The sequence below is a fragment of the Otariodibacter sp. genome, assembly GCF_029256985.1.
In the GTDB taxonomy this organism is placed as follows: Bacteria; Pseudomonadota; Gammaproteobacteria; order Enterobacterales; family Pasteurellaceae; genus Otariodibacter.
Genome location: NZ_JARIDQ010000090.1, coordinates 1 through 12,801 on the forward strand (window position 1 = coordinate 1; position 12,801 = coordinate 12,801).

Annotated in this window: 10 protein-coding genes; 8 read left to right on the plus strand and 2 right to left on the minus strand. The window is 36.1% G+C overall.

The annotated features are described in order from the left end of the window. The coding region (locus Q1J40_RS09050; protein ID WP_301099857.1) for a TonB-dependent hemoglobin/transferrin/lactoferrin family receptor at window positions 1-1,715 on the plus strand (1,715 nt) is incomplete at its 5' end. 82 nt (window positions 1,716-1,797) lie between these two features. Here the strand turns inward: Q1J40_RS09050 and cysZ are convergent. Further along, the gene (gene cysZ, locus Q1J40_RS09055; protein WP_301099858.1) at window positions 1,798-2,643 is read right to left on the minus strand and encodes a sulfate transporter CysZ; all 846 of its coding nucleotides are present in this window, start codon (window positions 2,641-2,643) and stop codon (window positions 1,798-1,800) included. A 119-nt stretch (window positions 2,644-2,762) separates the two neighbouring features. Between cysZ and zipA the strand changes: the two genes are divergently transcribed. From zipA to dusA, 4 genes are all read left to right on the plus strand, one after another. Next, on the plus strand, window positions 2,763-3,707 hold the full coding sequence (gene zipA, locus Q1J40_RS09060; RefSeq protein ID WP_301099859.1) for a cell division protein ZipA: 945 nt from the start codon (window positions 2,763-2,765) through the stop codon (window positions 3,705-3,707). A gap of 64 nt (window positions 3,708-3,771) precedes the next feature. Then, window positions 3,772-5,796: an NAD-dependent DNA ligase LigA gene (gene ligA / locus Q1J40_RS09065; RefSeq protein ID WP_301099860.1), complete on the plus strand. Its 2,025-nt coding sequence runs from the start codon at window positions 3,772-3,774 to the stop codon at window positions 5,794-5,796. Window positions 5,797-5,798: 2 nt separating this feature from the next. After that, on the plus strand, window positions 5,799-6,305 hold the full coding sequence (locus tag Q1J40_RS09070) for a DUF2301 domain-containing membrane protein (protein ID WP_301099861.1): 507 nt from the start codon (window positions 5,799-5,801) through the stop codon (window positions 6,303-6,305). A 94-nt stretch (window positions 6,306-6,399) separates the two neighbouring features. Further along, entirely contained in the window at window positions 6,400-7,374 is a 975-nt protein-coding gene (gene dusA, locus Q1J40_RS09075) for a tRNA dihydrouridine(20/20a) synthase DusA (protein WP_301099862.1), read from the plus strand. Between the two features lie 302 nt (window positions 7,375-7,676). Here the strand turns inward: dusA and fbp are convergent, their stop codons facing one another. Continuing rightward, complete coding sequence (fbp, locus tag Q1J40_RS09080) at window positions 7,677-8,672, minus strand: class 1 fructose-bisphosphatase (RefSeq protein ID WP_301099863.1); 996 nt, start codon at window positions 8,670-8,672, stop codon at window positions 7,677-7,679. 111 nt (window positions 8,673-8,783) lie between these two features. On the opposite strand from fbp, the gene mpl reads away from it, so the two are divergent. From mpl to Q1J40_RS09095, 3 genes are all read left to right on the plus strand, one after another. Continuing rightward, entirely contained in the window at window positions 8,784-10,148 is a 1,365-nt protein-coding gene (mpl, locus tag Q1J40_RS09085) for a UDP-N-acetylmuramate:L-alanyl-gamma-D-glutamyl-meso-diaminopimelate ligase (protein WP_301099864.1), read from the plus strand. Window positions 10,149-10,173: 25 nt separating this feature from the next. Continuing rightward, window positions 10,174-10,692: a rhodanese family protein gene (locus Q1J40_RS09090; RefSeq protein WP_301099865.1), complete on the plus strand. Its 519-nt coding sequence runs from the start codon at window positions 10,174-10,176 to the stop codon at window positions 10,690-10,692. 146 nt (window positions 10,693-10,838) lie between these two features. Then, a partial coding sequence (locus Q1J40_RS09095) for a CarD family transcriptional regulator (RefSeq protein ID WP_301099866.1) occupies window positions 10,839-12,801 on the plus strand: 1,963 nt, incomplete at its 3' end.

Sequence of the window (12,801 nt, forward strand, 5' to 3'; positions counted from 1 at the left end):
GCCAAGGTTATCAATCTGCTAACGATTTATCTGAAAGTGAACTTTCTGCTTTTGCTGCTAATGATAAATTTGATTTATTGGTAAGTGGTTACTATTACGATGGAAATAATCTTCGTTTAGGTAAAGGAGAAAGACTACCTAATAGTGGTTATACTCAAAAAGGTGGTTTTGCTAAATTTGGTTGGCAAATTGATGATGCAAATCGCTTAGAATTATCACACCGTTCTAGTATCTTAAAGCAAATTGCTCCGAGCGATAATGAGGCTCCTGAAGAATTTACTTATGATGATGTTTCTTCGGGTATACGGGCATGGCATGCTCGACCTGAAAATGCGTATCCTAGAGGAGCTCGACCAAATTCCCCTGAGTTTAATCAGTGGCTGAGTTCTGTACTCGATTTTTATGCTAGCCAAAAAGATACCTTAGGTAGTGTGAGTTATTTGTCCAAACAAAAAATTACCGATCAAAATACGACATTGAATTATTATTTTAATCCTGAGGATAATGCTTACATTAATTCACAACTTACCGCTTTCCATAATAAAACTGAAGAAAAAGAAGAAAGAATGGTAAATGGTTTAAAAGATAAAACTGAATTTACGTCTTCTGGAATTAATCTTCGCAATAGTTCCAATTTCGATTGGTTAAGTATGACTTATGGTGTAGATTTCAGCCGAGATAAAGTAGAAACTCATAGAGGTAGAGATGAAAATGGGGGGAATGCTGCAAAATATCGCCCAAGTCCTTATGATGCAAAATCAAATAATGTCGGTGTGTACTTACTGACACATATTCCATTATTAAATGATAGCATTATTTTATCACCAAGCATTCGTTATGATTACTTTAAAACTAAAGGAACAAGTGACGGTGAGTATAATAAATACAGTGATCATCGTTGGTCACCAGCTACGGCGTTAACTTGGAAACCAACAAATTGGCTAGATCTTACTGCTCGTTATACTGAAGCATTTAGAGCCCCGTCTATGCAAGAACGTTTTATTGGAGGGTATCACTTTGGTGCTGTTCTTGATGGTAGGCTAAGTGAAAATAAATTTGATATAAATCCTAATTTAAAACCAGAAACAGCCAAAAATAAGGAAGTAAATGCTAATCTTCATTTTGATAATGTATTTACTCAAAATGATAAAGTTGGATTTGATGTGACTTACTTCCAAAATGATGTGAAAAATTTTATAGGGTTAGAAACATATTCTGTTCCAGTCTTAAATGAACGAGGACGTTATTCAACCCCTGCTATTCCTAATCGTTCTCAATATCGAAATGTAAGTAAGGCTCGTTTAAGAGGGGTTGAGGTAGAAGGAAGCTATCAAACAGATCGCTTAGCAATAATTGCGGGTTATGGATTAACCCGAGGTAAAAATAAAAATACAGGCGAAGCTTTAGATCAGATTGGTGCCGATAAAGTATCTCTTGCTGTAAATTATGAGTTATTACCAGAACAATTAACCGTTGGTTCAAGAGTAACTCATTATGCAAAACAAAAGAGAGTGCCAGCTTCTAATCCTTTAACTTACGGTAGCTATACTTTAGCAGATCTTACTGCAACTTATGCGCCTAAAAATGGTATGTTAAAAGACTTACGTGTTGATTTTGCAATTGAAAATCTATTTGATAAGAAATATAGACCAGCATTTAGCTTAATGGATGGCGTAGGCAGAAATGTTAAAGTAAGTGTTGCTTATAATTTCTAATTGTAAGATAAAACTTCAATTTTTATACTGAGATAAATAACCTGATAGAACCACTATCAGGTTATTTTTTATCTATTATAAGTTATTTAACAATATTAGTGTTTTTCGTACTCACTGATTTTCCAGTTGATTGTGAAGTTATATCAAAATCTTTGAATTCACCAGAAGATTCACCCACAAAGAAACGACGATATTCACCAACCCACATAGCTGAAGCACCACATACTGCAACAGGCATGGCAACTAGATTTAAGAATGGAATCATAGTAAATAGGCTAACTAAAGTTCCAAAAGTAAAGTTCATCATTCTCTTTTCTAAAAGTGCATTACGCATACGTTGAAAACTAATCTTATGATTATCAAATGGATAGTCACAATACTGAATTGCAAGCAACCATGCACCGAAGAGAAAAGTGAGTATTGGAATAATACTTTGTCCTAAAAATGGAACAAATCCAAGCAAAAATAGTGCAATAATACGAGGAATGCTATACCACATTTTTTGCCATTCTCGTTTTAGCATTCTAGGTACATCTTTTAGCATCTCCGCAATGCTCATATCCGTTAAGTTTTCATTAGTCAGTTGTTGTTCCACTCGTTCAGAAAGTAGAGCGTTAAAAGGTGCTGCAATAAAATTTGCTAATGTTGTGAAAGTAAAATAAAAAATAACTAATATCATTAGAAACATAAGTGGAATTAAAATAAAACTTAGCCACTCTAGCCAACTAGGTAAAGCCGTATCTAATAACTGTCCAACATTAGTAAAAAATAACCAAATAAGCCCACTCATTACAAGAGCATTAATTAAAATCGGGAATAACACGAAGGGAAGAAGTCGTTTTTGGAATAATAAGCGCCAACCGTATACAAAATAATGGAAACCAGCACTGATTTGATTTTCTGGTTTTGAAAATTGTGGATAAGACATAATTTACCTTTTAGATTTAATAGAGTTACTCAAATTTCGATAATATGGTAAGCTATAGAACAAGTTTTCGTAAAGGGTGAAAGATCAATTTCGCCAATTATTTTAGCAAAGAGGACAAAATGGAAACGCATATTCTTTTCTTTATTTTAGCGGGATTACTCATTGCAATTTTAGTCGGCTATAGTCTGTGGTCTGCTCGCCGTGAAAAATCGCGCATTTTTTCAAATACATTTTCAACCCGCCCTCCATCTACACCTATTAATACTAATTTAGATGCAGATATACCGAATTTTAACCGTAATGGGAGTGAACATGTGCCTAATTCAGCATACTCCGCTACAGGTGATTTTGCTCAAACTCAGCAAGAAGTTGAAAATAGTATTAAAAATATTAGAATTAGCTTGCCTGAACAAGATAATGTGCCTAGTGCTAGAGTGAACTCACCCTTTACAGAACAATCACAATCAGGATTTTTTGAACAAAATAATGCTCGAAGCTATATGGGAAATACCTATATGGAGCAGTCGCAACCTGTACAGCAACCAATAGAACAACAGTACATGGAACAACCTCAGCCAGAGATACAAATGCAAACTGAGGAAGTAATGCCAGAAAATCATGAAGAGTCTATACAACAAACTGGTGAAGCTCCTGTAAATGAGTCTAGTATTATTAGTTTGTATGTGGTTGCTGCTGAAGGGCAAGAGTTTTATGGTAATGACATTATGCAATCCCTAGAAGCCCTAGGATTCCATTATGGAGAACATCAAATTTTTCATCGTCACTTAGATAATATTACAAGCCCAGTGGTATTTAGTGCGGCAAATATGATGCAACCAGGAGTATTCGATTTAAATTCTATGGATCAATTCAGCACTGTTGGTCTTGTGTTCTTTATGTATTTACCATCAGCAGGTAATGATTTAGTTAATTTACGCCTGATGATTCGTACTGTTGAACGTTTTGCAGAATCAATGGATGGTTTTATCCTAGATGAGAATCGACAAATCTTCGATGAACATGCGAGAGAAGATTATCTTTTACGAGTTAAGATGCCAAACTAATTATTGCAAAAAATAATTAAAATCTGACCGCTTGTAAGCGGTCTTTTTTATCGAGAAATTTACTATGTCAAAGTTAGCAAGCGTTAAACAACAATTAGAAGATATAAAAACGTTATTAAGGAAATACGAATACCATTATCACGTATTAGATAATCCATTGGTTACCGATTCAGAATACGATCGAGTAATGAATGAATTAAAAAATATTGAATGGCAACATCCTGAGTTAATTACCAACGATTCACCTACTCAACGAGTGGGAGCAAAACCTTTAGATGGCTTTGCACAAATTAAGCACGAAATCCCAATGCTATCTTTGGATAACGCATTCTCTAATGAAGAATTAGATAGCTTTTTACGTCGTATTGAAGATCGTGTGATTATGGATAGTTCAACGATTGAATTTTGCTGTGAACCTAAATTAGATGGATTAGCTGTGAGTATTCTTTATGTAAATGGGGTTTTAACGCAAGCAGCAACTCGTGGTGATGGTAGTACTGGCGAAGATATTACCGCCAACATTCGTACTATCCGAAATATCCCGCTTAAATTGCATAGCGATAATCCGCCTGCTCGTTTAGAAGTACGTGGTGAGGTATTTATGCCACAACAAGGTTTTGATGCATTAAATGAAAAAGCGTTAGCGAAAGGGGAAAAGACTTTTGCGAATCCACGAAATGCAGCAGCAGGATCGCTACGCCAATTAGATCCTAAAATTACCCGCCAACGTCCATTAATGTTAAATGCTTATGGTATCGGAATTTATGAAAGTGATGATGAATTACCACATACCCATTTTGATCGTTTGCAATGGTTAAAGACTCTAGGGATTCCAGTTAATAATGAGATCATTTTGGCTAAAGGGCGTGAGGAGTTGTTGGCTTTTTATCAGAATATTCAAGCAAAACGTAGTTCTCTTGGTTATGATATTGATGGTACAGTATTGAAAGTCAATGATATCTTTCTACAAGAAAGATTAGGTTTTATCTCTAAAGCACCACGTTGGGCGATTGCGTATAAATTTCCTGCTCAAGAAGAAATGACGATTTTAAATAGCGTTGAGTTTCAGGTTGGAAGAACAGGAGCAATTACGCCAGTTGCTAAATTAGAACCCGTATTTGTGGCGGGAGTAACGGTAAGTAACGCCACCTTACATAATGGCGATGAAATTGAGCGTTTAGGTATTGTGTTAGGCGATACGGTTATTATTCGTCGTGCAGGTGATGTAATTCCTCAAATTACCGGTGTTGTGTTAGAACGTCGCCCAGAAAATGCAAAAAAAATTAAGTTTCCGACCGCTTGTCCTGTGTGTGGTTCTGCGGTGGTACGAGTTGATGGTGAAGCTGTTGCTCGTTGTACAGGTGGCTTAATTTGTGCTGCACAACGTAAAGAAGCGTTAAAACATTTTGTTTCACGTAAAGCAATGGATATTGATGGTGTGGGTGAAAAATTAATTGAACAATTAATGGAAAAAGAGTTGATTCATACGCCAGCGGATTTATTTAAATTAGATCACGCCACCTTAGTTCGATTAGAGCGTATGGGTGAGAAATCAGCAAATAATGCATTAGAAAGTATCGAAAAATCTAAAAATACCACCTTAGCACGTTTCCTTTTTGCATTAGGTATCCGTGATGTTGGAGAAACTACGGCTCAAAATTTAGCAAATCATTTTGGTACATTAGAAGCTATTCGCCAAGCGGATATTGAGCAACTAAAAACAGTACAAGATGTGGGCGAAGTTGTCGCTAATCGTATTTTCCAATTTTGGCAAGAACCTCATAATGTGGAAGTGGTAGATGATTTAATCGCTCAAGGTGTGTATTGGCAAGATGTGGTGCAACAAGAAATTGCAGATAATCCATTGAAAGATAAAACAGTAGTATTGACTGGCACATTAACAGAACTCACTCGTGATCAAGCAAAAGCAATGTTACAGCAACTCGGGTGTAAAGTGGTTGGGAGTGTATCCAGCAAAACCGATTACCTGATTGCGGGTGAAAAAGCTGGCTCTAAACTGACTAAAGCACAAGAATTAGGTATCAAAATTTTAACTGAACAAGATTTTATTCAACTAGCGGGGTTATAAAAATGGCAGATCCACATATTAAATCACCTATGGATAGTTGGGATTACCTGACTGTTATTTTATATCGTATGGGTTTTGTACTTTCAACCATAATGGTTGCGTTAATTCCATATAAAGCGGATATCGCACAATATGGACTTTTAGTTGGTGGTGTGATGATGGCATCATCATTGCATCTCTATATGAAAAGTTTCCGTTTCCTCTTTCAATTTGCGTTGTGGGTTGGGCTACTGTGCCAAATCTTCAATATGCCAGAATTAGCTTTAGGTGCAGTGTTTTTTACCCTTGGCGGATTATGTTACAAAGAATATTTCTGCTTTAAAGTGATTGGATTAAATTTCCAACCTGTACTATTGGCTATCTTATGGTTTGCCATTGTTTTAGAATGGCAAATAGCGGTTATCGTATTAAGTGCAATTAGTGCCTTACTATTATTAGTTTTATCCGTGCAAAAATGGCGCATGCCATTACACTTTGATATTGGCGACAAAACCAAATATCAAATCTAATTTATTGATTTTATATCACAAACAAGCGGTTACATTGTATTAATAATTTGCAAATTAATATAAGTAAGTGACCGCTTATTTATTGGAATATTGAATGGAAAATACATATTATCGAGGGCGGTTTTCTGTTGCCCCAATGCTTGATTGGACAACTCGACACTGTCGCTACTTTCATCGTCAATTCACTCAACACTCTTTATTGTATAGTGAAATGATCACAGCCCCGGCTATTTTGCACGCCAAATATGATTTATTAGCTTATGATCCAGTAGAAAATCCTGTGGCTTTACAATTAGGTGGTAGTGATCCTGAGCAATTGGCTACTTGTGCAAAATTAGTCGAACAACGAGGTTATGCTGAAATTAACCTAAACGTAGGTTGTCCGTCTGATCGAGTTCAAAATGGGATGTTTGGTGCCTGTTTAATGAGTAATGCTGATTTAGTCGCTCGCTGTGTTGAAGCAATGGCAAATGAAGTTTCTATTCCGGTGACAGTCAAACACCGTATTGGTATTGATGATCTCGATAGCTATGAGTTTTTATGCGATTTTATTGAAAAAATTCAGCCTTATTGCAGTGATTTTATTGTTCATGCACGCAAGGCATGGCTTTCTGGCTTAAGTCCAAAACAGAATCGTGAGATTCCACCATTAGATTATGAGCGTGTTTATCAATTAAAACGTGATTTTCCTCACTTAAATATTTCGATCAATGGTGGAATTAAAACGATTGATGAAATTAAGCATCACTTACAATTTGTGGATGGCGTAATGGTTGGGCGAGAAGCCTATCAAAATCCATCACTATTAGGGCAAATTGACCAAGCATTATTTGATGAAACATTGCCAGTTATCACTGCAAAACAAGCGATTGAGAAAATGTTCCCTTATATTGAAAAACAATTATCAGAAGACGTGCATTTAAATCATATTGTTCGCCATATGATCGGATCATTTCAGCAGTGTAAAGGTGCAAGACAATGGCGACGTTATTTAAGTGAAAATGCTTATAAGCAAGGTGCTGGTATTGAAGTGATAGAAAAAGCATTGGATTTAGTGGAATTTAACTAAAAGATACCTTATATGATTAAAATGATATTACTAGGGCAATATCTGATTTACTGGATATCAATTACAACATTGTTATCCTTTTTTATCACAAAATAAGGCTTATTATAGCGTATTACTTATTACTAGAAGCAGATGAAATGTTTGATGCTAAGTTAGAATTAATCATCCGATTAAATTTGCTAAAGGTAAAAAAACGTTCATTTATTTTTAAAAGAATGTGAGTTTAGATTTAATTATAGAACAATTGAAAATGTAAAAAATGGTGTTAAATTTAGGGCCAATCTGTGTCGGCCCCATCAATTTTATTCAGTTAAAAATTCTTTTGCTTTTTCTACCATACTAGTTGAACCAACAAAGAAAGGAACACGTTGGTGTAGTTCAGTTGGGATAATATCTAATATTGAATTTACACCATCTGTTGCCATTCCTCCAGCTTGTTCTGCTAAAAATGCCATTGGGTTACCTTCATAAAGTAGACGTAATTTACCTTTTGGATAAACAGTTGATGTCGGATAAATATAGATTCCACCTTTTAGTAAGTTACGATGGAAATCAGATACTAAAGATCCAATATAACGTGAAGAGTATGGGCGTTTAGTTGCAGAATCATCTTCCTGACAATATTTAATAAATTTTTTCACTCCAGCGGGGAAAGTGACATATTGACCTTCATTAATTGAGTAATATTTGCCTTCCTTTGGAATTCTCATGTTTGGATGAGAAAGAATAAATAGACCTAGTGATGGATCATAAGTAAATCCATTCACTCCATTACCTGTGGTATAAACTAGCATAGTAGATGAACCATAAGTAACATATCCAGCGGCGACTTGTTTACGACCTGGTTGTAAAAAGTCTTCCATCGTAACAGGTGTTCCAACAGGGGAAATACGTTTATAAATAGAAAAAATTGTACCTACAGATACATTCACATCAATATTAGATGAACCATCGAGAGGATCAGTTAATAGCACATATTTTGCATTACGACCTCTTTCTGTATCGAATGCAATGAAAGTATCATCTTCTTCTGAAGCAAAACCTGCTACCTCTCCTCGGGCAATTAAGGCCTTTTTCATGGTTTCATTTGCAAATATATCTAATTTCATTTGAGCTTCACCTTGGACATTTTCGTCACCTGAAAGCCCCAAAATATCTTGAGCAAGTCCTGCTCTATTGATATCTCGATGAATAATTTTAGCAAAGATTCGTATTGAAGAAAGAATACCACTTAATTCTCCTGTTGCTCCAGGGTATTCAGATTGTTTGGCAATAATAAATTCACCTAATGTTTTCATATTGTATCCTATTAGCTATTTAAACTTATTTATTTTATTATAGATCTTTGTAGTTATATAGATCTAAAGTAAGCATTTTTTGTGAAATAATTTTATATTTTGAGGAATACAATGAAACAACATATCCACATTTTAGGTATTTGTGGCACCTTTATGGGTGGCGTAGCAATTATTGCGAGAGAACTTGGCTATAAAGTCACGGGTTCAGACACAAATGTGTATCCGCCAATGAGTACTTTTTTAGAAAAAAGTGGTATAGAAATTATTCCTCATTATGATGTTTCACAACTTGATCCTGCACCCGATATGGTAATTATTGGTAATGCGATGAAACGTGGCAATCCTTGTGTGGAATTCGTATTAAATAACCGCCTAAATTTCACTTCAGGCCCACAATGGTTACACGATCATTTACTCAAAGATCGTTGGGTATTAGCTGTTTCAGGCACTCACGGCAAAACGACCACAACAGGAATGCTCGCTTGGATTTTAGATCAAGCAGATATTGATGCAGGCTTTTTAATTGGGGGAGTAGCGGGTAATTTTGGAATTTCTGCTCGTGCTGGGAATAGTGATTTCTTTGTGATTGAAGCCGATGAATATGATTCTGCCTTTTTTGACAAACGATCAAAGTTCGTACATTACAATCCTAAAACCTTAATTGTAAATAATATTGATTTTGATCACGCCGATATCTTTGATGATTTAAAAGCGATCCAACGTCAATTCCATCATCTTATTCGTGCAATGCCTCAAAACGGACAAATTTTATCAGCAAAAGCCGATCAAAATGTACAAGATACTTTAGCAATGGGCAACTTCAGTGAGTTGAAATTTATCGGTAAAGAGAATGAATGGTTTGCAGAACCACTAACTCCAGATTACCAAAATTTTGCGGTGTACCACTATGGAAAATTAGCGGGTGAAGTTCATTGGCAAATTTTAGGAGCACACAATATGCATAATGCCTTAATGGCAATTGCGGCAGCTCATCACGCAGGGGTAGATATAAAACAGGCTTGTGATGCACTGGCTACTTTCGTTAATGCAAATCGTCGCTTAGAAGTAAAAGGTACAATCAATCAAATTACCGTTTATGATGATTTTGCTCATCATCCAACTGCAATTAAAGCAACCATTGAGGCATTAAGAGGTAAAGTTGGCAAGAACGAACGTATTCTAGCAGTATTAGAGCCTCGCTCAAATACAATGAAAATGGGTGTGCATAAAGATGAAATTGCCCCATCATTGCAAGATGCGGATGAAGTTTTTATTTTCCAACCCGATACAATCCCGTGGAAAGTGAGTGCAATTACTGATGCTTTAAATCAGCCAGCTAAATGGTCAGATAATATTGATGAATTAGTAAATTGGATCATTGAATCTGCTCAACCGAGTGACCATATTTTAGTAATGAGTAACGGTGCTTTTGGTGGTATTCATCAAAAATTATTAGATAAACTTACGAACAGATAACAAAGGTAAGTAATAAGGAATAACTATGGCAGTTAACATAATTTCAGCCCAAGAGGTTAAACAAAAAGTAGAGTCTGGTGCGGTACTTATTGATATTCGTGCGGCAGATGAATACCGCAGAGAAAATATCACCGAAGCTCGTTCTATGCCTCTTGAGCATTTGACATTAGGCTTACCGACCGATCTATCAGATTCTACCCTGATTTTTCATTGTAAATCAGGTATTCGTACTAAAAATGCCATCCCTACTTTTGAGAAATTAGCCACTGGACGGGATGTTTATATTTTAGAGGGCGGAATCGAAGGTTGGAAAAAAGCGGGTTTTTCAACAAATTTTGATCGTAAACAACCGCTTGAAATGATGCGTCAAGTGCATTTAACTGCAGGCTCTCTAGTGTTACTAGGGGCAATCTTAGGTTGGTTAGTTTCACCAGCATTTTATTTACTTTGCGCCTTTGTTGGAGTAGGGTTAATTACATCTGGTGTAACAGGATTTTGTGGTATGGCAAAACTCTTGTCCTTTATGCCTTGGAATAAACAATAACTTTTACACCTACAAGCGGTTAGAGCAAGCGGTTAGATTTGATGGATATTTTAAGCGGTTAGATTTGATGGATATTTTGCAGAATATGAGTTTAGCGAGTACACTAACCTCATTTGCAAAATTTTATTCAAATCAGACCGCTTGTTATGTCATATAAACTTCAATTTAGCTTACCGAAGATCAGTCAATCTCATCAAGATCATCAAATTTTAGGCAATTTAATCGGACACTCCGATACCCTTGCTATTGCACAAGCAAGCCAACAATTTGACGGTTTAACAATCGTAGTTACCCCCGATACAAGAACAGCATTACGCTTAGAAAAAAGTTTGCCACAATTTACATCATTGGATGTGCAACTTTTTCCTGATTGGGAAACGTTACCTTACGATAATTTTTCTCCGCATCAAGATATTATTTCTGCACGTTTATCTGCATTGTTTCATCTACAGCAAGGTAAAAAACAGATCTTTTTATTACCAATAACGACTTTATTACAAAAAGTTTGCCCGCCAAACTATTTAGCAAATAACGTATTATTGATAAAAAAAGGCGATACTTTTTCTATTGAAAAATTACGTCTACAACTAGAAAATGCGGGCTATCGAGCCGTTGAGCAAGTGTTAGAGTATGGCGAATATGCGGTAAGAGGAGCATTACTGGATTTATATCCGATGGGGTCAGAATTACCTTATCGTTTAGATTTTTTTGATGATGAAATTGACTCAATCCGTACTTTTGATATTGAGAGCCAACGCACTATTGCAGAAATTCCAGCGATTGATCTCTTGCCCGCTCACGAATTTCCAACGGATAGCAAAGGGATCGAATTTTTCCGAGGACAATTTAGAGAACAATTTGGTGAAATTCGCCGAGAGCCTGAGCATATTTATCAGCAGGTGAGTAAAGGTGTGCTAAATGCGGGGATTGAATACTGGCAGCCGCTCTTTTTTGAGCAAATGGCAAGCTTGTTTGATTATCTTTCAGAACAAACCTTATTTATCACGTTCGATCATATTCAAGAAAAAGCGGAATACTTTTTGAAAGATACTGAACAACGCTATGAAAATCGCCGAGTGGATCCAATGCGTCCGTTATTATCACCAGATAAATTATGGTTTAGTGTTGATTATGTGTATCAACACCTTAAACATTATCCTCGTTTGAGTTTACTAAATGAAAATGTAACCCTTTCAGCAGCTAAGAAAAATGCCAATATTTTGCCTTTGCCAGAAGTAGCTGTGCAATCGCAACTGAAAGAGCCATTCTCTCAATTTTTAGCTTTCCAACAAAATTTTGAAGGTAGAATTCTTTTTTCCGTAGAAACTGAAGGACGAAGAGAAACCTTACTTGATTTACTTTCACCACTTAATATTAGGCCTACACAAGTTGAAAGTTTTGAGGAAATTAGCAAACCATTTTCTTTGATGATCGGTAACCTCGATAAAGGCTTTATTATCGAAGATACAAGCGGTGAGTTACTGGCAATAATTTGCGAAACGGATCTACTTGGCGAAAAAATTCAACAAAAAAGCCAACGAGATAAAAATCGTAAAACCGTCAATCCCGATACCTTAATTCGCAATTTAGCCGAATTAAAAATCGGGCAAGCTGTAGTGCATTTAGAAAATGGGGTCGGACGATATGCAGGGCTAACCACACTTGATGCAGGTGGGGTTAAAGCCGAATATTTAGTTCTTAACTATGCTAATGATGCAAAACTGTATGTACCAGTGGCATCGTTACATTTAATTAGTCGCTATATTGGCGGTTCAGATGAAAATGCACCATTACATAAATTAGGTAGCGAAGCTTGGGCAAAATCTCGCCAAAAAGCCGCTGAAAAAATTCGTGATGTGGCAGCAGAATTACTTGATGTTTATGCGAAACGAGAGTCACAAAAAGGCTTTGCCTTTGAGTATGATAAAGAAGCCTTTAAGCAATTTAGTGCTACCTTCCCTTATCAAGAAACAGACGATCAACAAATGGCGATCAATGCTGTTATCAGCGATATGTGTCAACCAAAAGCAATGGATAGATTGGTCTGTGGGGATGTTGGTTTTGGAAAAACAGAAGTCGCCATTCGAGCAACATTCTTAGCGGTAATGA

Bases quoted from the DNA above. Each gene is read 5' to 3' on its own strand.
- cysZ (WP_301099858.1), bottom strand. From the start codon at position 2,643: ATGTCTTATCCACAATTTTCAAAACCAGAAAATCAAATCAGTGCTGGT.
- zipA (WP_301099859.1), top strand. From the start codon at position 2,763: ATGGAAACGCATATTCTTTTCTTTATTTTAGCGGGATTACTCATTGCA.
- ligA (WP_301099860.1), top strand. From the start codon at position 3,772: ATGTCAAAGTTAGCAAGCGTTAAACAACAATTAGAAGATATAAAAACG.
- Q1J40_RS09070 (WP_301099861.1), top strand. From the start codon at position 5,799: ATGGCAGATCCACATATTAAATCACCTATGGATAGTTGGGATTACCTG.
- dusA (WP_301099862.1), top strand. From the start codon at position 6,400: ATGGAAAATACATATTATCGAGGGCGGTTTTCTGTTGCCCCAATGCTT.
- fbp (WP_301099863.1), bottom strand. From the start codon at position 8,672: ATGAAAACATTAGGTGAATTTATTATTGCCAAACAATCTGAATACCCT.
- mpl (WP_301099864.1), top strand. From the start codon at position 8,784: ATGAAACAACATATCCACATTTTAGGTATTTGTGGCACCTTTATGGGT.
- Q1J40_RS09090 (WP_301099865.1), top strand. From the start codon at position 10,174: ATGGCAGTTAACATAATTTCAGCCCAAGAGGTTAAACAAAAAGTAGAG.